This window comes from Ensifer adhaerens (assembly GCF_028993555.1).
Classification (GTDB): Bacteria; Pseudomonadota; Alphaproteobacteria; order Rhizobiales; family Rhizobiaceae; genus Ensifer; species Ensifer adhaerens_I.
Map to the genome: position 1 here is coordinate 2353763 of NZ_CP118611.1, position 22208 is coordinate 2375970.

Sequence of the window (22208 nt, forward strand, 5' to 3'; positions counted from 1 at the left end):
CTTTAATGCGCAACGGAAGCCCCGGCCGATGCGCGCATTGGCGATTCCTAGCGAAGGCGGATCAGGCCGGCATCGGTGGGCGCGAAGCGGCAGGCCTCATAGTAAAAGTCGCGAAGATGCGGCTCGAAGTCGACATGCAGCCATTCGCAGCCCGACAGCTTCGCGTTTGCCACCGCCTCTTCGACAAGCCCTCGCGCGTAACCCTTTCGCCGCCACGGCGCGGCTACCATGGTATCGAGCAGAAAGGCGTGCACCCCGCCGTCCCAGGCGACATTGACGAAGCCGGCAAGCTTTCCCTGGAGACGAAGGCAAACCCAGCCGAGGCTGAAGGTGTTCACCTGTTTCCACCAATCGTCATCGGCAAGCGCGTGTTCGAAACACTCGGCATGTAGCACGTTCAACTCGGCATTCGTGAAGTCACCGCGCCATACGACGCACAGGTTCTCAGCGCCGTTTTCCGTCATTATCTCTTCCATCTTGAGGCGGGATCACCTGCCGTTCGGCAGACAGGGCATGCTCGGCGATGATCGACAGCCTGAGCTTTGCGAACTCGTCCAGCAAAGTGCACTCCGCCCGGTCGAACGCCTGCACCAGGGCGGCATTCGCCGCCCGCTCCACCGGACAGGTGGGATGATCTTCCGAAACGCCGGCGGCCAGAACCTCGCCTTCATCCAGGGCTTTCTGGATATCAAGGACCGTCAGATCGTCCAGCGGCCGCAACAGCACCCATCCGCCGCCGCGCCCTCCCTCTGAATCCACCACGCCCTTGCGCTTCAAGGCCGCCATCGTGCGGCGCACGACCACCGGATTGGTGTTCAGCATCTTGGCGATGGTTTCCGACGTCTCCCGACCACCCAGGAGCCCCATATGGATGAGCACGTGGATCATCCTTGCCAGCCGGCTGTCTCGTTTCATGCACCTACCTCAATGCGTAACTTTTAATGTTACGTATACTTGACCTCATCCAATTCTGTAACTTAGATAATTACGGAATCAAGGGCCCTGGAATGCGAAGACGAACGATGTTGGCCGGTCTGTTGGCAGCCGCATGGCCGTCCCGCGCCGGGCCGAGCGCCAACCGAGACACAATATCAAGAGCGGAAGGACCGAAAATGCCTGCTCGCACCATCGAGACAAGAACAATCCGGATGAATGTCATCGAAGAGGGCGAAGGGCCACTCGTCCTCTTCTGCCACGGCTTTCCGGAAACGGCCCATGCCTGGCGTCGTCAGATAGCGGCGCTGGCCAAGGCCGGATTTCGCGCGGTGGCGCCGGATATGCGCGGATATGGACACACGGATAGCCCCACGGCGATCGACGAATACACCCTGTTTCATGTCGTCGGGGATATGGTCGCGCTCCTGGACGTACTCGGCGCAGAGACTGCCCTCATCGTCGGCAACGACTGGGGCGCGACGGTCGCGTGGCAGGCGGCACAGATGCGGCCGGATCGCTTCCGCGGCGTGGTCGCGATCAGCGTGCCGATGATGGCCCCGCCGCCTATACCGCCGACCCGCATCTTTCCGCAGACCGACGAGTCGCAACTTTACGCGCTCTATTTTCAGGAACCCAGTATCGCCGAGGCCGAACTGGAACGGGACATTCGACAGACGCTGCGCAAGATCCTCTTCGCGGCCTCGGGCGAAGCCGGTCCGCGGCAAGTCGGCGACCAGACGCCGAATCCATTCGGGATGGTTTCGCGGCGCGACGGACTGCTCGCAGCCCTTCCCGATCCTCAGCAAATGCCGGATTGGCTGACGGCAGCCGACCTCGAAGCCTATGCGCAGGCTTTCACCCACTCCGGCTTTCGCGGTGGCCTGAACTACTACCGCAACCTGGATCGCAACTGGCAACTGCAAGCATCGCTTGCCGGTGTGAAAGTCGGCGTGCCGGCCCTGTTCATGGTCGGCGAGCGGGACACCGGGCTCAGCATCCCTGGGATGCGAGGCATCATCGATGCAATGCCCACGCTCGTCCCCCAACTCAAGGGCAATATCGTCGTGCCCGACAGCGGTCATTGGCTCCCGCAGGAGCGTCCGGGCCTCGTGAGCGACGCGATCATCGATTTCGCGCGGCGTATCTGACGGTAGCGCGGTGCGCGCCGCGCTCGTCGGCGCGCACCCCCATCGGATCAAAACGCGCCGGTCAAACGCAATACGTCCTCAAGCGGAACGAGCCCTTTCATCGCGCCGTTGCCGGACGCCGGCGTTCCGTCCTCGATCGCCAGCGCGAAGCGGAAGGCGGGATCGGCCTCGATGCGTTTGCGCAGCGCGTGGATGCGCGGGTAGTTCCGCACATAGTCCTCAGGCTCGATCGCCTCGTGAAAATCCACCCAGCGTGCGACGCCAACGAAAACAGCATCGGCCAGCGTTGGCCGGTCGCCCAGCAGATAGTCGCTGTCGCCCATCATCGACTCGAGCTGCGCATGGCGCTTGGCGACGAATTCGCGACCAAAGGCGCGCAGCGTCTCGCGATAGTCCTCCGTAGCCTCTTCCGCCTCCAGTGCCACCCACATGGGGAAGAACGCACCGGTGAAGCCGGTGTTGAGGAAGGCGATGAACTGATGCATCCGATCAGCTTCGTGGGATCCGGGCGTAAAGCTGATGCGGCGCTCGTGGTCCCGCCCCTCGAGCCACAGCGCGATGGCCATCGTTTCGGTGAGGACGTTCCCTTCGTCGGTGACCAACACAGGCGTTTCGACCCGGCCGTTCAGCCGCTGATAGGCCTCGGTGCGCATTTCACCGAGCATGTCGACGCGGGTAAGGCGGAAGGGTTGGCCAAGCCATTCGAACGCAGTGACCAGTCCGGCGGAGCTGCCGAGCGGAAAGCCCGCGGTGAAGATCGGTTCAGCGATAGTGTGCATGTCGGTTTCTCCATGGTTGATGCCATGGATGTATCCATGTGGACGCTACCGCTGTAGCTGGCTGCGCTGAGACTTATCGTCCACAAGCATAGACGATAAGCAGCGACCAAAATCAGATCGTTCTCGGTGGGAAGAGGCCGCCTTCGTCGGCATCGACCGTGATCGACAGTGTCACGTGCCGGGGACGTGTCAAGGCAAACAGCACCGCATCGCAGACGTCACGGTTCGTCGCCGCTTCGCCTTTCCTGCGCTTGCCCGCCTCCTGCCACCCTCCCGCGGCGAGGGGCGAGACGTCATCGAGGTAGGGAGGATGCACCACGATCGAGCGCACAGGCGTGCCGGCCAGTTTCTGGCGCAGGCCATCGGCCAGCGCGGCTTGTGCTCTCTTGGCGGCATAGAACGGCACGGATACCGTCTGCAGCGACGCATTCGGCAGACCGCTGATCGAACCGATGGTGACGATATCGGGCCGGGCAGATTGATCGAGCAGCGGCAGCAGGCCCTGGGTCAACAGGAACGTTCCGGTTACCGCCGCATTGACGACGCCGAACACCTCATCGGCTGAATGGTCAACCGGGCTGTCCTCGAGCCACATCGCACCGTTGTTGACGAGGATGTCGACATGGGCGTTTTCCGTCTTGATGCGGGCAACCGCTGCCGCCACGCTGTCCGCATCGGAAAGATCGAGCTCGACCGTTTGCACACGCCTTCCCAGATTTTGAGTGATCGCCTGTGCCACGTCTTGAAGCCCATTTGCGCTGCGCCCGCAAAGCACGAGATCGCAACCGGCTTCGGCCAGCGTGTAAGCCAGCGCCGCTCCGAGGCCACGGCCTGCACCGGTGACCACAGCAATCGTTCCATCCATCTGATTCATTTATATTCCTTTGAAGCATGCGCTGGCCGTCACGCCCGGCGCGAACATCGAGCCGCACATCTAGGAATTGCAGCGCGACTTTCCAACTGATGGCACAGCTGTCGAACACATACACACAACCCGCGAAGCGACGAGGTCGTCACCATGTGCGCTCGACAAAGCGCACTAGCACCTTCGGGGTGGAGAAAGCCGGGCTGCTACCTATTTCGTAGGAGACCTGATGGAGAGGGCGCAAAGCCTTCAGCACGAAAGGAGCAAGGTTATGGCAAAGAACACGATCTGCCTCTGGTACGACAAGGACGCCGAAGCCGCCGCGCGGTTCTACGCGGAGGTCTTTCCGGACAGTCGAGTGACGGCCGTGCACCGGGCGCCTGGCGACTACCCGTCCGGCAAGGAGGGCGACGTGCTGACGGTGGAGTTCACCGTTGCCGGGGTCGCCTGCCTCGGGCTCAACGGTGGCCCGATGTTCAAGCACAGCGAGGCCTTCTCGTTCCAGATCGCCACTGACGATCAGGAAGAGACCGACCGCTACTGGAACGCCATCGTCAACAATGGCGGCGAAGAGAGCGCATGCGGCTGGTGCAAGGACAAATGGGGGATCTCCTGGCAGATCACGCCGCGCATCCTGATGGAAGCGCTGGCGGCCGGCGGCGGCGAAGCCAAGCGTGCGTTCGAGGCGATGATGGACATGCGGAAAATCGACGTGGCGGCCATCGAGGCGGCACGGCGCGGTTGACGCTCCGCCGCGGTGGCCGATTGACCACCGCTGCTGGCCGCCGACCGAAGCGGACATTTGCAAGTCGAAAAAGTCGCTCATCGCCGAGACTTGCTTGCTATCGAGCGTGCACGAAGTGAAACCGTTTTTCTGGCCGGCACCGAAAGGACGGTATAGAACTGCGCGAAGCAGCTGGCCGACATCGGATGTTTTGTGACGTTGCTTGCCTGTTGGATTGCCCGTTAGACGACAAGGACAGATTTCATGACCGAAAAATCCCCTGCTGACAATTTCCCTGCCGGCTACCAAGTTCCCAAGGTCTGGACCTGGGACAAGGGCAACGGCGGCGCATTTGCCAGCATCAACCGCCCGATCGCCGGGCCGACGCACGACAAGGACCTGCCGGTTGGCAAGCACCCGTTGCAGCTCTATTCGCTCGCGACACCGAATGGCGTGAAAGTCACGATCATGCTCGAAGAGTTGCTGGCTGCGGGCCATTCGGGTGCCGAATATGACGCCTGGCCAATCCGGATCGGCAATGGCGACCAGTTCGGATCCGGCTTCGTCGACATCAACCCCAACTCCAAGATCCCGGCGCTGACCGACCATCAGCCGAAGGGCGGCGGCGAGCCGGTCCGCGTCTTCGAGTCGGCCTCCATCCTCACCTATCTCGCCGAGAAATTCGGCGCCTTCCTGCCGAGCGAGCTTCGCGCCCGCACGGAAACCTTGAACTGGCTGTTCTGGCAGATGGGCTCGGCCCCCTTCCTCGGTGGCGGTTTTGGGCATTTCTACGCCTATGCGCCGATGCAGATCAAATACGCCATCGACCGCTATGCCATGGAAGTGAAGCGCCAGCTCGACGTGCTCGACCGCCATCTCGCCAACAACCGGTTCCTGGCCGGCTCCGAATACACCATTGCCGACATGGCCACCTGGCCCTGGTACGGCAACCTGGCACTTGGCCAGGTCTATGGCGACGCCGGTACCTTCCTCGAGGTCCAGAGCTACGAGCACATCCAGCGCTGGACGGCCGAAATTGCCGCCCGCCCGGCGGTCAAGCGCGGCCGCATGGTCAACCGTCTGAGCGGCGATCCGGCCGAGCAACTGCATGAGCGTCACGACGCCTCCGACTTCGACACGAAGACTGAGGACAAGATCGTCGAGAAGCAGACCGCGTAAGGAGAACAGAATGGCCAAGCTGGCTGATATGACGAAACATCGGGGTTTTCCCTACGCCATGCCGGGCACGGGCATCCAGTTCGTCATCCGTCGGGCCAATCCCAAGGGGGCAACGCCGATCAAGGCGCTGCCTCGCCATGCCCGGCCGGGATCTGGGGCGCACCGCATCGATGCGGCCTTCCTCCACGCTCTCTGGCATCATTTCGGTGCGGAACCGTTCGAGCGCGGCAATCTCGATGCCGCCCGGCTGAACCTCCTGTTCGGACGCGAGGTGCTACCGGTCGACAAGGATTTCGATCCCGTGTCCTATGAAGCGTTGCTCGTCATCAATGAGAAGGTTGCCCGCCAGAGCTTCCCGGAATCGTTCGAGGACGTATTCGAAGTATGACAATTGCGATTGGGCCTTGAGCGTCTGACCGCCTGGGTCCAATCGGCTTCCTCCGCTGTCTCCACGGTTTGGCGCGTTCCGTTCCCCGATCGCCCGACCGCGCCGACGGAAGCGCTTTTCGGCTTTCCAAAAGCACCGATGCGGCGATCGGGGCGCCTGAGAAATTCCTACCCCGACCGATGGCTCGCCGCAGCAAAATCGTTCCCATATAATCCATAAAATATATGTATTACATGTATATCAAAATTCTCTTCTCCCCCATGATGCTGAAGCAAGGTCGCACGGCGCAGACCACTGCCCGAGAGGATGGCGCGCGCCGACCGCCAGAACTCAGATCTCGACGGAGGATCCCATGTCCAGTTCCATTTTCGGCCAGGCCTATCGCCGCCGCAGCGTGCTGAAATCGCTTGCCGCCGCGGGTGCCCTGCCCTTCATCGCACCGCTTGCCTCGTCGACGGCCCTTGCCTCCGGCAACAAGTACGCCGGGCGCACGATCAATCTCCTGATCATCCAGCCGCATGTCGTCACCGGCAAGAAGATCGCCGAGGACTTCGAGAAGCTGACCGGCGCCAAGGTTAATGTCACGGCGGTGCCCTACGACCAGGTCAGCGTCAAGGCGACGCTCGACGTGCAATCGGGCGCCAACCAGTTCGACGTCATCGACTATTTCTACACCTACAAGGGTCAGCTTGCCGAAGACGGCGTGATCGAGGACGTGACCGACCTCATCGCGCGCGACAAGGCCGAGATCCAGCCGGATGATTTCATCCAGACCATCTACGACCAGTACACGCTCCATGACGGCCGCCGCTATGGCCTGCCCTATGACGGCGACAGCCACCTGCTGTTCTACAACCGAGAACTGTTCGATCGCTATGGCCTGAAGGCACCCTCCACCTGGGACGAATACAACGAGAACGCCAGGGTGATCACCGAGGCCGAGGCGAAGAACGGCATCTATGGCGCGGCCGTTCTGGGCGCCAAGATCCCGGTCATCATCCTCTCGACCTATGCGAACCGGCTGACCGGCTTCGGCGGCAACTTCCTGAAGCCGGACGGCACCTCCGCACTCGACAGTGCCGAGGCCGTCGAGGCCCTGAAGTCGCTGCTCGCCTCCGCCCCCCATGCGCTGCCTACCCCGCTCGAGACACGTTTCGAAGAGGGGCTTCCCGCCTTCCTCAACGGCAAGGCGGCGCAGATCGATTTCTGGACCGATCTTGGCGGCTATGCCCAGGATCCCAAGGGCTCGAAGATCGTCGACAAATGGGGTGTGGCCCGCATTCCGACCGGCGGCAGCAACACGACCCCGCGCCTCGCCTTCAACGCCGGTTTCGGCTTTGCGATTACCAGCGGCTCCAAGAACAAGGATGTCGCCTGGGACCTGATCAAGCTCGCCACCAGCAAGGACTATCACGAGCAACTGCTGGCGCTGACCGGCTCCGGCATCGACCCGGACCGCCAGTCGGGCCTGAAGTCGGAGAAGTTCAAGGCGTTCCAGCCGCTCGTGCAGCCGCTGCTCGACGACGGCGCCTTGGAAAACAGCCTCGCCTGGCCGACAGCCGTCTATGCGCCGAAGCTCGAAAACGCCCTGACCGACGAGCTGGCGCTGGCGCTTGCCGGCACCAAGAGCGCAGAACAGGCGATCGCCGATGCCCACCAGGCCTGGACCGAGATTATCGAGACCAACGGCTGATTGCTCCCTGGGGGCGCTCGCTTCCTCCCGGCGGCGCCCCCTCCTCTCATCAAAGGTAAAAGATCATGACCACGGAAACCTTGCCGAAGCGCAGGCTCGGCCGTACCGGCTTCGACATCACGCCCGTCGGCTTCGGCGCCTGGGCGATCGGCGGCCCCGATTGGGGATGGGGCTGGGGAAGCCAGGACGACAGCCAGTCTATCGCAGCCATCCGCCATGCGGTCGAGCGCGGCATCAACTGGATCGATACGGCACCCGTCTACGGCCTCGGTCATTCCGAGGAGATCGTTCGTGAAGCGCTCTCGACGATACCGCAATCCGAGCGCCCGCTGATCTTCACCAAGGCGGGACTGGTCTGGGATCCGGACAACCGCAACGCTCTTCCGGCCCGCATCGGCAATACCAAATCGCTGCGCCGCGAGGTGGAGGCCTCCCTGAAGCGGCTGGGCGTCGAGGTCATCGACCTCTATCAGATGCATTGGCCGACCAATGACGGCACGCCGGTCGAAGACTATTGGGCAACCTTTGCCGACCTCAAGAAGGAGGGCAAGGTCCGGGCGATCGGGCTTTCGAACCATGACCGGGACCTGCTGGAGCGCGCTGCCGCGGTCGCTCCCGTGGACGTGGTGCAGCCTCCCTTTTCCGCGATCAAACGCGCATTTGCCGAGAACGAGCTGCCCTGGGTGCAGACGCATGGCAGCGGCGTCATCGCCTACAGTCCGCTGCAATCCGGCCTGCTTACCGGCGCCTTCACGCCGGCCCGCGCCCGGGCGCTTCCGACGAACGACTGGCGGTCGCGCGACGAGGAGTTTTCCGGCGAGGCTCTGCACCGCAATCTCGCATTCGCCGAAGGACTGAGGCCCATCGCCGCGCGGCACAACACGACCGTTGCCGCGATCGCGGCCGCCTGGGCGCTTTCCTGGCCCGGTGTCACCGGCGCGATCATCGGGGCACGCCAACCGACGCATATCGACGGCTGGATCGAAGCGGCAACCGTCACGCTCACCGCCGGTGATCTCGATGACATCGAGGACATGCTGGTCGCCACGCGGGCCGGCAGCGGGCCGACACGGCCGGCTCTGGCAGAGGCCGCATGACCGCCTTCACCCTCGACGCCCTTGGGCCAGACGCGAGCCGACATACTGCGCGCCGAGACGTTCTATGGGTCCGCTTCGGCCGTGCATTGTGGATCGCTCCCGTCGTGTTCGCTCTGGCCGTCACGACGCTCTACCCGACGGTTTTCCTGCTGGGGCTCGCCTTCAGCAAGAGCACGCTTGGAAAGCCGTTTCGCGGTTTCGTCGGCGTCAAGCATTTCGCAACCGCGCTTCAGGATCCGATCTTCCTTTCGGCAATCGGCAGAAGCGTCGCCTATGCGCTGTCGACGTCGCTGCTGCAACTTGCACTGGGTTTCCTGATCGCGCTGCTGTTCGCGTCGCTCTTGAAAGGCGGCCGCTTCCTGATGAGCCTCGTGCTGCTGCCTCTGATGACCCCGCCCGTCATGGTCGGTATCGCCTGGAAATTGATCTTCGCGCCGGCGGGCGGGCTGTTGAACGGCACGTTGATCAACTACGGCGTGATCTCCCAGCCGATTTCCTTTCTTGGCCACCCCCTGTTGGCCTGGCTGGCGATTGCCGTCGCCGATCTCTGGCAATGGACGCCCTTCATCGTCATTCTCTGCTTCGCGGCGCTTTCGACGATCCCCGAGGGCGTCCACGAAGCGGCGCTTGTCGACGGCGCGAATGCCTGGCAGCGCTTCTGGCACATCACGCTGCCGCTCGTCGCCGCACCGCTCTCGTCGATCTATCTCTTGAAGCTGATCCTCTCGTTCAAGCTCTTCGACCTCGTCTACATCCTCACCTTCGGCGGACCGGGCTTTGCGACGACATCCGCCGGATTTTCCATCTATCGCCGGGCGATAGAGCAGTTCGATGTCGGTCGGGCGGCCGCAGAGACGATTATCTATGCGCTGGTCATCGGTCTGGCGACGCTGCCGGTCGTGCGCATGCACCAACGGTTCGAGAGACGCGAGATATGAGGCTTGCCGCACGCCATCTCTGGCTGGGCCTGGCGACGGCGCCGATCATCGGCTTTTTCGCCCTGCCCATCCTCTATCTTATCGCCGTTTCCCTGAAGACGAAGGACGACGTGCTGAACGGCTCCTTCTGGCCGACGACGCCAACGCTTGCCAATTGGCCGGCGGCCTTCGAGGCGGCCAATGTCGTCGGCTTCATCGTGAATTCCGTAACCGTGTCGCTGCTTGCGGGGTTGCTCACCATCGCGCTCACGCTGCCTTCGGCCTACGCGGTCCTGCGGCTGAAGATCGGCGGTCAATGGCTCTCGGACGTGACGCTCTCGAGTTACATGGCGCCGCCAATCGTGGCGCTGATCCCGCTGTTCTTCCTTTTGAAGACGAGCGGCCTGCTCGATACGCGCGCCGGCCTGGTTCTGGTTTACGGGCTCGCCAACGTGCCCGTCGCCTTCTGGCTGCTGACACCCTTCCTGCGCCGGATGCCGCTCGAGATCGAACAGGCGGCCGCCATCGACGGAGCGGGACCGTTCCGCATACTGCTGCAGATCGTGACGCCGATCATTGCGCCCGGCATCGTCGCGACCTTCATCATCGTCACGGTGCTCGCCTACAACGAGTTCCTCTTCGCCTCCGCCTTCACCTTCTCCGATGCCACGCGAACGTTGCCGGTCGGGATTTCGCTCTTCCAGGGCGACAGGCTGGTCAATTTCGGCCAGATGGCCGCGGCCTCGCTCGCGGGCATCGCGCCGGTCTACCTGATCGCGCTGTTCATGCAGCGCTATCTGGTCAGCGGACTTGCCCATGGCGCCGTGAAGTAGGCGAAAGGCTTCTTTACAACGCCGGTTTCACAGTCAGCGACGCCGTCACCAGACGCTCGACATGCGCCGCATCCGGCGCACCGCCAAAGAGGATCCGGTACATGATCGGCGCGACGACGCCGTCCATGACGGTCTCGACATCCGGAAAGACTTCGCCACGCGCCTCGGCGCGTTCTGCTATAACTTCGATCTGCTGTCTGGTGAAGTTGCAGCATTGGTAGGCGCCGTTGCCATCCTGCGCCGCCAGCACGTCACGGATCATTTCGCGACCCGGCCCCGAGGACATTTCCTCGGCATACTGTTCAGCCCAGGCCATCAGGTCACTGCCAAAACGTCCGGTATCGACCGGCACCATGTCGGGGCGCAGCCGCTCGACCGCGACGTCTGCGAGCAATTCCTGCAGGTCGCCCCAGCGGCGATAGATCGTCGAAGGCGTAACACCCGCTTCCGCCGCGATCAGCGGAACCGTGACCTCGGTGCGCTCGAGTGTCGCCAGCAAGGTCTGCACGGCCTTGTGAACCGATGCCTGAACCCGGGCGCTGCGTCCGCCGGGCCGTGGGCCTTCCTTTGTCGCCATTCGCTTCAACCCCGTCTTTCTTCGGCCGCGCGGCCGATGCTTCAGAAATTCTCACAACAGCATAAAAGCAAATAATTTGCTTTTATGATGAAGCACACCTAAATCTGCCAAACGCAACGATTTAGCTTTAAGGGTTATATAGATGTCTTCCTCCTCCGAATCCAGAGAGAGCGCTCGCCCGGCAAGTCCCATTGCCTTCTACGCCGTTACGCTCGCGACATTCTTCGGCGCCTCCTCGGCCCCAACCCCGCTCTACCGCTTCTACCAGGAGAACTTCGCCGCCAGCCCGGTGGAGATGACCGTCATTTTTGCGGTCTATGCCTTCGCACTTCTCATGGCATTGCTGATCGCCGGTTCGATCTCGGATCATCTCGGGCGCAAGCCGGTGATCTTCGGCGCACTGCTCGTCGAGATGGCGGCAATGGCCCTGTTCGTCCTTGCAGATGGAACCGACTGGCTGATCGCAGCACGCATCGTGCAGGGTCTTGCGACCGGCGTTGCCGGCGCTTCGATCGGCGCGGCGCTCGTCGATGTCGACCACGCCCGAGGGCAGCTGGTCAACTCGCTCTCACCGTTGATCGGCCTGGCGGTCGGGGCGCTTGGCACCAGCGCGCTGATCCAGTATGGCCCCTATCCGCTGCATCTCGTCTATGTGCTGCTGTTCGTCGGCTTCATAGTCCAGGCGGCGGCGATCTGGCTGATACCGGAAACCGGCTCGCGCCGCCCCGGAGCGCTGTCCTCGCTCATGCCGCGGATTGCCATTCCGCAGCGCGCCAAACGGCCGCTGGCGCTCGTCACTCCCGTAAACGTCGCGAACTGGGCGCTTGGAGGGTTCTACCTCTCGCTCGTCCCCTCGCTTGTGGCCGCCACCACGGGAAGCAAGAACCCGCTCACCGGGGGTGCCGTGGTCGCGGCGCTGATGGCTGCCGGTGCGTTCGGCGTCTTCCTTCGGCGTGCGCGCCACCCGCAGGCAAACCTGACCTTCGGCGTCTTGAGCACGACCTTCGGCATGCTGACTGTGGTCGCCGGAACGCATCTCGCCTATGTCCCCATCCTGATCGCCGGCACGCTTCTCACCGGCATAGGTTTCGGCACGAGCTTCCTTGCCACGCTCGGCTCGGTCATGCCGCTGGCAAAAGCCGAGGAGCGCGCCGGGTTGCTGTCCACCATCTACATCCAGAGCTATCTGGCGTTCAGTCTGCCGGCAATTCTGGCCGGCTTCCTGGCGAAGGCTGTGGGCTACCAACTCACGACCGACATCTATGCGGCGGCGATCATCGGCGTCGGTCTCGTGGGCCTGATGGCCAGCCGGACATCGCCGGAAAGGGAACCAAGCATGGCTTGAATGCGGCGCTGAGGTGGGCCCGGAAAGGCGCCCCGAACGGGCGCCGTCTAGGTCCGCGCCAGCGAAAGCCAATCCTCGGTCGTCGCGATCGTCACTTGAATCGAGAAGCGATTACCAAGAAAGTCGAGCGCAGCATTGTGGGTCTGATCGACCGAGCTGCAGACTGCGTCCTTCAACAGGATCACCCTGTAGCCAAGATCGATCGCTCCGAGCGCCGTCGCAAGGACGCAGACATCCGTCTCGCCGCCGGTCACCACGATCGTTCCGACGTCCTGATGAGCGAGCAGGTTTTCGAGCTTGCCGCTTAACCAGGGTGAATAGGTGCGCTTGTCGAGAACACGGGCGGGCGGCACCAGGCGCTGCAGGGGATGAAGGAGATCGATCAGGCCCGGATCGAGCCGCGTCGCGGTCATCATCGGCCATTTTTCATAATAGGGCCGCCACATGCCCGGCATTTCCGCCGGCGAATGTGGCGGGACGAACCGGGTGAAGACGGTACGATCCGGAAAGCGGCTAGCAACCTCCAACACCTGGTCGGCGATTGTCGCCATCCAGTCCACTTGCCGCGGCCTCTCCTCGCTGAACATTCGCTGCATGTCGACGCAAATATGAGTCCAGCGTTCCGCGTTCATGATCACAATCCACTCGACACATTGGGCCACCCAACGCATTTGGGTCCAAAGAACAAACTCCACGGGATGAAATGCGGTTCCTTATCCCGGCTGTACGCGATCGATACGGACGTCAGAAACCGGGCCGCCCCGACCCGTCACGAGCATTTGCCATCGAACAGCGTCGTGAGTGTCTTCACCAGCACCGCACTCGCGAAAGGCTTGGAAAGGATCGGGGCAGCATGGTGCGTACCACTCAGGGCCGTGTCGCCGTAGCCGCTCAATACGAGAAAGGGAATCGCTCTTTCATCACATGCGTCCGCGACCGGGAGCCCGCTGTGCCCCTGGAGATTCATGTCGAGCACGACGGCGTCGATTTTCGTCTCCTCCTGCAGCAATCCCAATGCCCGCGCGACCGTTGACGCTGGACCAATCACTTCGCCGCCGGCATCGACCAAGGTGTCCTCGATCGACATGGCCACCAGCATCTCGTCTTCGACGACAAGTATCCGGCGTCCCACCAATGTCCCAGACATGGTCATTCCCCCCTGTCGTCCATGCCGGCACGCTCACCGTCGACGAAGTCCGTCCCGATCGTACAGGTGACACCTTTTGGTCCGAACCGGAGATCGACTGGGTGTCCCAGCTCACTGGCGAGGCCGCGATTGAGGACGCGCAGCCCGAAACCCTGGCGCTGAGGGTGCGATGCCGGCGGTCCTCCGCGCTCTTCCCACCGGATCGAACACAGGTCGCTACATTGCCATGACAATGCAACACGGCCTCGGGGGCTCGATAGAGAACCGTATTTGATCGCATTGGTCAGCAACTCGTTGAACGCCATCGAAAGGGCGAGGGCTTGTTTCGGGCTGATGCGGACCGAAGGTCCGTGGAGAGCCACGCGCCCGTCTTCGAGCCAGGCTGCGAGAACCGCCTGGGCGATGTCGTTCAGGTAGACCGCCTGCCATGCCTCGCGGGTCAGCAGGTCATGCGCCCGGGCAAGAGCAAGCAGTCGGCTGTTGAACGCTTCGGCAAAGGCCTCCGGCGTATCCGCACTCTTCAGTGTCTGTTCGGCAAGGGACTGCACCGTTGCCAGCGTGTTCTTCACACGATGGTTGAGCTCACCGATCAGCAGCTTCTGGCGTTTTTCTGCCCCGCGCTCCTCGGTTCGATCCCTGAAGATCTTGAGGTAGCGGTCCGGTCCGCTCTCCTCGACGGGAAGCATCACCCCGGAGCCCCAGAAGCGGGATCCATCCTTGCGATAGTGCCAGCGCTCGTTGGCCGCGCGACCCTCCTTGCGCGCCGTTCGCATTTCCTGCTCGGGGACGTCCGAAGCGCGGTCCTGCGGGCTGAAGAAGATGCCGCCCGGCTGACCGAGAATCTCGGTCTCGCGATAACCGAGCAGCCGTTCGGCGCCACTGTTCCAGCTTGCGATCCGTCCGGCACCGTCAAGCGTGATGATTGCATACTCGCTGGCGCTGCCGAGGATGATCCGCAGCCGCTCGTTGCTGCGGCGAAATCCCTCCTCGGCACGCTGGTGCGCCTCCTCGATCCGTCTGCGCTCGATGCTGAAGCCCAATTGCCGAGCGATCGTCAGACAGAGGACGGCCTCCTCCTCCGTGAAGACGTGCACCACTTCGCGGTAGGTCATGAACTTTCCGATGACCACGCCGTTGGCGGTCAAGGGAATGAAGGCGAGCGAGCGGATCCCCTCGCCCCGTATGGTATCCTTGAGCGCCCGGGGCTCTTCGGCAAGCTCTATGTCGCTGACGAAGATCGGGGTGGCCTCGCGATCACCGGGCCTCCACGGCGAGTGCCCGTCGACAGCCCGGCGATAGCTTTCGGAGAGCCCGCGCGAGGCGACGAAACGCATCACCCCCGTAGGGTCGAAAAGCAGGATGGAGGCGCGGCTGCAGCGCAAGGCTCGCTCGATCGCATCGAACGTGGCATCGAAAATGTCGGCGAGCGAATTGGCACGATAGAGCGCATCCGTGAACTGAAACAGAGCCGCCAGTTCATCCGCCTTCTTGATCCAGGAGCTATCTACGCCGGACGCACTCTGCCTCATGTCTGCACCCCGGGTCCCGGTGAGCAATCGACCGTGACCGCCGCTGAAGGCTGCGATCGCAAATCCGCGGTCCAACGCCCGGCGACCAAAAGAAACCAACTGTAGCGGGGCGCTTCGATTTCAACCCTTCACGAGGGGTGGATTGGACCGATCACGGACACGTGCGAGCATTGACCCAAGTGCGGGACCCTTGGCCTTGATCGGCGCGAAACAGGCTCGCCTATCGGGAAAACCTTCGAAACGCAGCCGCAGCGCTGTTTCTCCTTAAAACGAGGGATCACCGGGAAGGTTATCCAGGCTGCCGCAGGCACGTTGATCCGGCCGTCAGGGCCGAAGTAGCATCACGGCGCCTCGACAAGCGACTTGAGCCGTCCGAGCGCCTTGTCCCAGCCCTCCGCGATCGCACCCAGAAACGCGCGCGCCTCCTCGAGGCGGCGCGGATCGACCGCGTAAAGGACCTCCTTGCCCTGACGCTCGTGCACCACCAGCTTTGCCGATACCAGCACCTGCAGATGCTTCACGATCGCCTGCCGGGTGATCGCCTGCCCCTCGGACAGTGCGGTTGCCGAGAGGGCACCGGCCGCCAGAAGCCGCGTGACCAGAGCGAGGCGGGTCGCATCGCCAAGTGCGGCAAACAGGCTTGCCAGTTCCCGCTCAGGCGTGTTCGACATGACGCTTGATGTTTTCAATCTGGGCGCTCCAGCCGCCGTCATTCATGAGAAATGCGCGCTTGCGCCGATGCGCCGGCACGCCTTCAAAGCCCGATTCCGTGACCGTCACTCGCGTGTCGCCGCCAACCGCTTCCAGCCGGAATTCGACGAGCGTGGTCGGCTCCCGCGCCGGATCGCATTCGGCATCAAGGCCGTAGGGGATCCAGCGGAAGCTGAAAAGCCGCGGCGCATCCATCTGCTCTACGGTGCAAAAGACGGCATTCGGTTCGGGCTGGCGGATCGGTGCCGGCTCGAGACCGATCGAAGCCTGGTACGCGGCGATATTCTCCGCGTTGAACTCTCCCGCAAAGGAGCCGGTTACGGCTCGCCCCGGAGCAAACGGCTCGTTCAGCTTTACCCCGAACCACTGCCCGAATTCCGAGACATCGGTTATCGCCCGCCATACGCGTTCGATCGGCGCACGCAGCAGGATTGCCTTCTCGATACGATCGAATGAGCTCATGACGCTTTCCTTTCGTGCAACGACTTGGTTGCAAGTATACGGGCTACAGACAAACACGCAACCAATTAGCTGCACGTTAATTCCGTTGGCCCAGCGCCGCCAGATCGCTCACGGTGCGGGCGCCACCCACCACACCTTGTTTCCGACATCGTCGGCGACGAGCAGCGCGCCATCACGGGAAATGGCAACGCCGACCGGCCGACCCAGCGCCTTGCCGTCGTCTGTCAGGAAACCCGTCAGGATATCCCACGGCGGGCCGGACGGCTTGCCGTTGGCGAAGGGCACGAAGATGACCTTGTAGCCGCTACGCGGGATCCGGTTCCACGAACCATGTTGGCCTACGAAGGCGCCATTCTTCATCTCCGGCCCAAACAGGTCGCCGGTGTTGAAGGTCAGGCCGAGCGAGGCGGTATGCGGACCGAGCGCATAGTCCGGCTTGATCGCGCGCGCCACGAGTTCCGGGGCCTGCGGTTTGACCCGCTCGTCGACGTGCTGCCCGTACCAACTATAGGGCCAGCCATAGAAGGCGCCGTCCTTGACCGAGGTCATGTAGTCGGGAACGAGGTCGGGCCCGAGCTCGTCGCGCTCGTTGACGGCGACCCACAGTTCACCGCTATCCGGCTGCCATGAGAGGCCGTTGGGATTGCGAAGCCCGGATGCGAATTGCCGCATCTGCCGGGTGGCAAGGTCGATCTCGTGCACGGCGGCACGTCCCTTTTCCTCTTCCATGCCGTTCTCACCGACATTGGAATTGGAGCCGACCGTGACATAGAGCTTCGACCCGTCCAGGCTGGCGATGACATCCTTCGTCCAGTGGTGGTTGCGGCCTGCCGGCAGGTCGACGATCTTTTCCGCGGGCGTCGCAATTTCGGTTGCGCCTTCCTGGTAGGGGAAGGCAACGATCGCATCGGCATTGGCGACGTAGAGCTTGTCGCCGAGTAATGTCATGCCGAAAGGCGAATTGAGCCCGGTGATGAAGGGCGTCTTCGTTTCCGCCACGCCGTCGCCGTCCGCATCGCGCAACAGCGAAATGCGATTGGCGCTCTGACTTCGCGCGCCAGCCCGGCCCTGGATAAGCTGGGCAGCAAAGGCCCGCACTGAAAAGCCGGGATCGGGTTGGGGCGGCGCATTGCTTTCAGCGACCAGCACATCGCCATTCGGCAACACGTGCAGCCAGCGGGGATGATCGAGATCGCCTGCAAACTGCTTGACGGCAAGGCCCGGCGCAGCCGTTGGCATCGTGCCCGCAGGCCAGGGCGTGGCTGCCGCGACACTGACGGACGGCACGAGCTCCACCTTCGGTTCGACCAGGACCGGATCAGGACCGTAGGTCTTTTCGATCGGCACCGTTGCCTCCCGTCGCGACAGATAGCCGAGGCTGACGCCGCCAGCGGCCGCAAGCGCGCCGAAGACCAGCAGGGCGATCAGGAGCTTTTTCATGGCGGATTCCCTTGATGTCCAAACCTGACGGCAGCCGGCTTCAGGCGCGCCAATCACCAGGAGAAAAGTGCTGAAAAATTCATTCGGAATCAACGTCAGTGCCTGGGCCCTTGGACCGATCGCCTGTTGGCGCAAGACGACCGTGATCAACCCTGCTTCACTCTCTGCCGCCCGGCCCGAAGCGCCCTGTTGATGCGGCGGAAAAAGCGCTGGACGAATGCCGCTCGCTCAAGCTTTAACGGAGGCCGAGGAGAGCTCCTTCGGGGCCGCAGTCTACCGATCGGAACATCATGCCAATTCATGAACTCGCCGCGCTTGGGGCCGCCACCTGCTGGGCCCTGACGGGGTTGATCTCGGCCGGACCGGCCGGCCATCTCGGCGCACCCGCCTTCAACCGCCTTCGGCAGATCTTCGTCACCGGACTTCTGGCAATCTATGTGCTCGCCACCGGGTCGTGGCGTGAGCTGGATGCCACAAGCGTCACGCCGCTGCTTTTGTCTGGCTTGATCGGCATTTTCATCGGCGACACGCTGCTCTTCGCCGCGCTCAACCGGCTCGGTCCGCGCCGTTCCGGCATCCTCTTCGCTCTCAACGCGCCGATCGCCGCCTTTCTCGGCTGGCTGGTGCTTGGCGAGGCGCTGTCGCCAACAGCCGTCGCGGGCATCGCACTGACGGCCGCCGGCGTCTTCCTCGCCATTCTGTTCGGCAAGCGCCGGGCGCAGATGCATGAATGGGAAAAGGTCAAGGGGCCGCTGTGGATCGGCGTGCTGCTCGGTCTCGGCGCCGCCACGGGCCAGGCGATCGGCTCGATCATCGTGCGCCCGGTCATGGCCGCCGGCATAGATCCATTCGTCGCCTCCATGCTGCGCGTCGGGATTGCGGCCTTCTGTCTGAGCATCCTGCTCCAGTTGCCCATTCCTTCGGTCAAGCCGAGGGCACCGCTGACCTTGAAGGTTGCCGCAATGACCGCGCTGACCGGGGTGCTGGCTCTTGGCATGGGAATGACATTGCTGCTCTTCGCGCTCTCGGGCGGCAAGGTGGGCATCGTATCGACATTGTCGGCGACCTCACCGGTCATGATCCTGCCGATGCTGTGGCTGAGGACAGGCGAACGGCCTGCCGCCGGCGCCTGGGCCGGCGCTACCCTCGTCGTCCTCGGCATGGCGCTGATCTTCATTCGCTGACGCCCAGTCACGGCATGGCTCTCTGGCCAAGCAGCGCGAGATGGCCACCCCTCGCGCGATCGGCGGCTTCGCGGTTCGCATTCGCGGAGCACCTCAGAACAACCATAGCCAATATATTGATTTAATTTGATTAATTCAGATGCTGAGGTCGAGATCCGTGGCTGAAAAGCAAGCGGTGGTAGCAATTCGTTAACCATGCTCAGATAGCGAGAGCTACCAATACCGCTGGCTGATTCGCGAGCGTTCGTTAGCACCGGTACCATCGATGCGAAAAACACCGCTTGCGGTACTCTCCCGACGTCTCGGCCTTTTCACGGCATTGGCCTCGTTCGCCTTGACCGTGCCGTCGCTTGCCCAGTCCGTCTGGACAGGTAGCGCCGACAATGAGTTCAGCAACGGCTCCAACTGGTCTCCCGCCTTGCCCGGCTCCGCAGATGCTGCGGAAGTGGACAATGGTTCACCGCAGGTTACCAATGGATCCGAGATCCGTACGCTCGACGTGGACGGCGGCAATGTCACGATCACCAATACCGGTGCGCTGACCGTCACCAACGGCAGCACGCTCAACGCGGGCAGCATCAGCATCAACGCGGGTGGCGCACTGAATTCCAACGTCGAGCTGAATGGCGGCAACCTGTCGGTCGACGGCGATCTCAACGGAAGACTGACGCTGAACAACGGAAATGTCTCCGTGAACGGAACGCTGGACAGCGCCGTTGTCGGCGCCGCCACATCACTCACGAACAATGGGCAGACTGGCGACGTCGACGTTTCCTCCGGCGGGACATTCGTCAACAACAGCGGCGCCGTCACCGGCGCCACCACCAATGCCGGCACCGCCTCCAACGCCGGGACGATCGGCTCGCTTTCGAACACCGCCGGAAATTTCACCAACAACACCGGCGGCACCATTACCGGCAAAACGACGGTTGCCGGCGGAACCGTCACCAACAACTTCGTTGTGACCGACGCAGACGTTGCGGCCGCAGCCGCCTTCGTCAACAACAACGGCGCCACGGCCGGGCATGTCAGTAACTCGGGCACCGTATCGAATGCCGGGACCATTGCTTCCGTTCAGAACGACGCCGGAAACTTCACCAACAATTTCGGTGGGGAGGTCACGGGCGCAACGACGGTAGCGGGCGGCAGCGTTACCAACAATGCGACCCTCGGCACCGTCGCCGTCGGCCAAGGCAGCACGTTTACGAACACGACAGGCGCCAGCGCCGGCGCGGTCACGAACGCCGGCGCCGCATCGAACGCGGGAACGATCGCCGCCCTGACGAACACGGCGGGCAATTTCGCCAACAATGCCGGCGGCACCATAACCGGGAAAACGACGGTCGCCGGTGGAACCGTCACCAACAACTTCGTCGTGACCGACGCGGACGTCGCGGCCGCGGCTGCCTTCGTCAACAACAACGGCGCAACGGCCGGAAACGTCAGAAATGCCGGCACAGTCTCGAACGCCGGCACCATCGCGTCCCTGGACAACCAGGCGGGTCATTTCACCAACAATGGCGACGGCAAGGTCACCGGCATGACCACGGTCGCCGGCGGCACGGTCGTCAACAATGCCGTGCTTGGGGACGTTGAGATCGGCGCTGCGGGCACCTTTACCAACAACAGCGGCGCCAGCGCCGGACGGGTGACGACGGCCGGCACCGCCTCCAACGACGGAACGATCGCCTCGCTGACCATCAGCGATGGCCGGTTCGCCAACACCGGCACGATCAGCGGCACGGCAACCGTCAGCGGCGGGGCGCTAATCAATAACGGCACGATCTCGGGTCGCATCGATGTGTTTGACAGCGGCCTGCTATCCGGCACCGGCGTGGTCGGCGGCTTGACGGTCGGTGCAGATGGGGTGCTTTCGCCTGGCCCGGGCATTGCGGTTGCCACGGTCAATGGAGACGTGACGTTCCGCTCGGGCTCGGTCTACCAGCTGGACGTGGATGCAACCGGCCTTTCGGATCGCCTCGCTGCCTCCGGTGCGGTCTCCGTAGAGGGGGGCCGGCTGGACGTTCTTGCCGGCAGCGGCAGCTATGCCCCGACGACCGACTACAGGATCCTGACTGCCGGCAGCGTCACCGGCACCTTCGATCAAGTTACTAGCAACTTCGCGTTCCTGTCGCCGATGCTCAGCTACGGCCCGACGAGCATCGACCTCCGGCTTGACCGCAACGACGTTTCCTTCGCGGAACTGGCTGAGACGGCGAATAGCCGAGCAGCCGCCGAGGCAGCCGAAGCCCTGAGCGCAACGGACCCGCTCGCTCTGGCGGTGCTGTCCTTGGATGCCAAAACGGCCGGCCGTGCCTTTTCGCAGTTGACCGGCGAGGTGCATGCTTCCCTCAAGAGCGAACTCTTGTGGGAAAGCCGGTTGCCGCGGGAGGCCGTTCTCGCGCGGACAACGGCCGCCGGCGCGAGCCACACCTTGACGGACGATGACGTATTCTGGACCGCGGCTTACGGGGCGACAAACCGGCTGTCCGGCGATGGCAATGCAGCAGGTGTCGACGCTCATGTCGCGGGCGTGGTGTTTGGCGCCGATGCGGAGATTTCTGACGATTGGCGCCTCGGTGGCATCCTCGGCTACAGCCATCTGACCACGCAGCCGCAAGCCACTGTCGATTCATACCATGCCGGCCTTTATCTCACCGGTGAAGGCGGGCCGCTCACCCTCACAGGCGGCGCGATCTATTCCCGCAACGAAGTCGCGACCGTTCGCAACATCTCTTTCGGGCAATTCTCCGATCGGCTGCGGGCCGACTACGAGAGCGACACGGCGCAGGTCTTCGCGGATCTTTCCTGGACGCTACAGGCCGACCAGCTCAAGCTTCAGCCGTTCGCGAACCTTGCCTATGTCCATCTGGATACCGACGATTTTCGAGAATTGGGCGGCCCGGCCAGGTTGTCGGCAGACGAAGCCTCGGACGCCTTGGCCCTGTCGACGATCGGCATTCGCTGGTGGGCAGACCTTCCGGCGACCGAAGTGCCCGTCGAACTCTCCGGCATGCTGGGTTGGCGGCACGCCGCCGGCGACCTGTCGCCTTCAGCCCGCCTCGCCTTTGCCGACCCCGGCTTCTTCACGATCGCCGGCGTGCCCTTGCCGCGCGATGCTCTGGTGGTGGAGGCGGGCCTTTCCGCCAGGATTTCCGAAACGGCCTGGCTGGCGCTCACCTACATGGGCGAATTCGCAGACGGCGTTCAGTCGAGCGCCGGGCGGGCACGTCTTCTGGTGAATTTCTGAGGCA

Annotated in this window: 22 protein-coding genes; 11 read left to right on the forward strand and 11 right to left on the reverse strand. The window is 63.1% G+C overall.

The features are described 5' to 3' along the window. Positions 1-47 precede the first annotated feature (47 nt). Together PWG15_RS30785 and PWG15_RS30790 are read right to left on the reverse strand one after the other, a co-directional pair. Positions 48-464, reverse strand: a complete 417-nt coding sequence (locus PWG15_RS30785; RefSeq protein WP_275025356.1) for a GNAT family N-acetyltransferase — start codon at positions 462-464, stop codon at positions 48-50. Further along, positions 445-915, reverse strand: a complete 471-nt coding sequence (locus PWG15_RS30790; protein ID WP_275025358.1) for an Rrf2 family transcriptional regulator — start codon at positions 913-915, stop codon at positions 445-447. The genes PWG15_RS30785 and PWG15_RS30790 overlap by 20 nt, the downstream gene beginning before the upstream one ends. Before the next feature lie 197 nt (positions 916-1112). On the opposite strand from PWG15_RS30790, the gene PWG15_RS30795 reads away from it, so the two are divergent. Beyond that, positions 1113-2084 (forward strand): alpha/beta fold hydrolase, encoded by a 972-nt coding sequence (locus tag PWG15_RS30795; RefSeq protein ID WP_275027276.1) that lies wholly within the window; start codon positions 1113-1115, stop codon positions 2082-2084. Positions 2085-2131: 47 nt separating this feature from the next. Here the strand turns inward: PWG15_RS30795 and PWG15_RS30800 are convergent, their stop codons facing one another. Together PWG15_RS30800 and PWG15_RS30805 are read right to left on the reverse strand one after the other, a co-directional pair. Further along, positions 2132-2863, reverse strand: coding sequence for a glutathione S-transferase family protein (locus PWG15_RS30800; RefSeq protein WP_275025359.1), 732 nt, complete (start codon positions 2861-2863; stop codon positions 2132-2134). Between the two features lie 112 nt (positions 2864-2975). Next, positions 2976-3737 (reverse strand): SDR family NAD(P)-dependent oxidoreductase, encoded by a 762-nt coding sequence (locus PWG15_RS30805; RefSeq protein WP_275025360.1) that lies wholly within the window; start codon positions 3735-3737, stop codon positions 2976-2978. Positions 3738-3999: 262 nt separating this feature from the next. Between PWG15_RS30805 and PWG15_RS30810 the strand changes: the two genes are divergently transcribed. The 7 genes from PWG15_RS30810 (at position 4000) to PWG15_RS30840 (ending at position 10559) form a co-directional block, all read left to right on the forward strand. Further along, positions 4000-4473, forward strand: coding sequence for a VOC family protein (locus tag PWG15_RS30810; RefSeq protein ID WP_275025362.1), 474 nt, complete (start codon positions 4000-4002; stop codon positions 4471-4473). Positions 4474-4716: 243 nt separating this feature from the next. After that, the gene (yghU, locus tag PWG15_RS30815; protein ID WP_275025363.1) at positions 4717-5631 is read left to right on the forward strand and encodes a glutathione-dependent disulfide-bond oxidoreductase; all 915 of its coding nucleotides are present in this window, start codon (positions 4717-4719) and stop codon (positions 5629-5631) included. Between the two features lie 10 nt (positions 5632-5641). Further along, positions 5642-6019 carry a hypothetical protein gene (locus PWG15_RS30820; RefSeq protein ID WP_113538495.1) on the forward strand — a complete coding sequence of 126 codons (378 nt, stop codon included), beginning with the start codon at positions 5642-5644 and terminating at the stop codon, positions 6017-6019. A gap of 352 nt (positions 6020-6371) precedes the next feature. Beyond that, positions 6372-7712, forward strand: a complete 1341-nt coding sequence (locus PWG15_RS30825; RefSeq protein ID WP_275025364.1) for an ABC transporter substrate-binding protein — start codon at positions 6372-6374, stop codon at positions 7710-7712. Between the two features lie 65 nt (positions 7713-7777). Continuing rightward, positions 7778-8809 (forward strand): aldo/keto reductase, encoded by a 1032-nt coding sequence (locus tag PWG15_RS30830; protein ID WP_275025365.1) that lies wholly within the window; start codon positions 7778-7780, stop codon positions 8807-8809. Continuing rightward, positions 8806-9747, forward strand: a complete 942-nt coding sequence (locus PWG15_RS30835) for a carbohydrate ABC transporter permease (protein WP_275025366.1) — start codon at positions 8806-8808, stop codon at positions 9745-9747. The genes PWG15_RS30830 and PWG15_RS30835 overlap by 4 nt, the downstream gene beginning before the upstream one ends. Continuing rightward, positions 9744-10559, forward strand: coding sequence for a carbohydrate ABC transporter permease (locus tag PWG15_RS30840; RefSeq protein ID WP_275025367.1), 816 nt, complete (start codon positions 9744-9746; stop codon positions 10557-10559). Before PWG15_RS30835 ends, PWG15_RS30840 begins: the two co-directional genes overlap by 4 nt. Before the next feature lie 13 nt (positions 10560-10572). Here PWG15_RS30840 and PWG15_RS30845 read toward each other — a convergent pair whose 3' ends face one another. After that, positions 10573-11136, reverse strand: coding sequence for a TetR/AcrR family transcriptional regulator (locus PWG15_RS30845; RefSeq protein ID WP_275025368.1), 564 nt, complete (start codon positions 11134-11136; stop codon positions 10573-10575). Between the two features lie 142 nt (positions 11137-11278). Here PWG15_RS30845 and PWG15_RS30850 point away from each other — a divergent pair, with 142 nt between their 5' ends. After that, complete coding sequence (locus tag PWG15_RS30850) at positions 11279-12481, forward strand: MFS transporter (protein ID WP_275025370.1); 1203 nt, start codon at positions 11279-11281, stop codon at positions 12479-12481. A gap of 47 nt (positions 12482-12528) precedes the next feature. Here the strand turns inward: PWG15_RS30850 and PWG15_RS30855 are convergent, their stop codons facing one another. The 6 genes from PWG15_RS30855 to PWG15_RS30880 all read right to left on the reverse strand — a co-directional run bounded on the left by PWG15_RS30855 (position 12529) and on the right by PWG15_RS30880 (position 17770). Then, positions 12529-13113, reverse strand: coding sequence for a cysteine hydrolase family protein (locus PWG15_RS30855; protein WP_275025371.1), 585 nt, complete (start codon positions 13111-13113; stop codon positions 12529-12531). 137 nt (positions 13114-13250) lie between these two features. Beyond that, positions 13251-13634 carry a response regulator gene (locus PWG15_RS30860; RefSeq protein ID WP_275025372.1) on the reverse strand — a complete coding sequence of 128 codons (384 nt, stop codon included), beginning with the start codon at positions 13632-13634 and terminating at the stop codon, positions 13251-13253. Continuing rightward, positions 13631-15157 (reverse strand): sensor histidine kinase, encoded by a 1527-nt coding sequence (locus tag PWG15_RS30865; RefSeq protein WP_275025373.1) that lies wholly within the window; start codon positions 15155-15157, stop codon positions 13631-13633. Before PWG15_RS30865 ends, PWG15_RS30860 begins: the two co-directional genes overlap by 4 nt. Before the next feature lie 341 nt (positions 15158-15498). Then, a complete protein-coding gene (locus tag PWG15_RS30870) occupies positions 15499-15828 on the reverse strand; it encodes an ArsR/SmtB family transcription factor (RefSeq protein ID WP_275025374.1) in 330 nt (109 codons plus the stop codon). Next, positions 15812-16330 carry an SRPBCC family protein gene (locus PWG15_RS30875; protein ID WP_275025377.1) on the reverse strand — a complete coding sequence of 173 codons (519 nt, stop codon included), beginning with the start codon at positions 16328-16330 and terminating at the stop codon, positions 15812-15814. The genes PWG15_RS30870 and PWG15_RS30875 overlap by 17 nt, the downstream gene beginning before the upstream one ends. A 108-nt stretch (positions 16331-16438) precedes the next feature. After that, positions 16439-17770 carry a PQQ-dependent sugar dehydrogenase gene (locus tag PWG15_RS30880; RefSeq protein ID WP_275025379.1) on the reverse strand — a complete coding sequence of 444 codons (1332 nt, stop codon included), beginning with the start codon at positions 17768-17770 and terminating at the stop codon, positions 16439-16441. A gap of 290 nt (positions 17771-18060) precedes the next feature. Between PWG15_RS30880 and PWG15_RS30885 the strand changes: the two genes are divergently transcribed. Both PWG15_RS30885 and PWG15_RS30890 read left to right on the forward strand, forming a co-directional pair. Continuing rightward, positions 18061-18954: a DMT family transporter gene (locus PWG15_RS30885; RefSeq protein ID WP_275025381.1), complete on the forward strand. Its 894-nt coding sequence runs from the start codon at positions 18061-18063 to the stop codon at positions 18952-18954. Between the two features lie 265 nt (positions 18955-19219). Continuing rightward, a complete protein-coding gene (locus PWG15_RS30890) occupies positions 19220-22204 on the forward strand; it encodes an autotransporter outer membrane beta-barrel domain-containing protein (protein WP_275025384.1) in 2985 nt (994 codons plus the stop codon). The last annotated feature ends 4 nt before the right edge of the window (positions 22205-22208 follow it).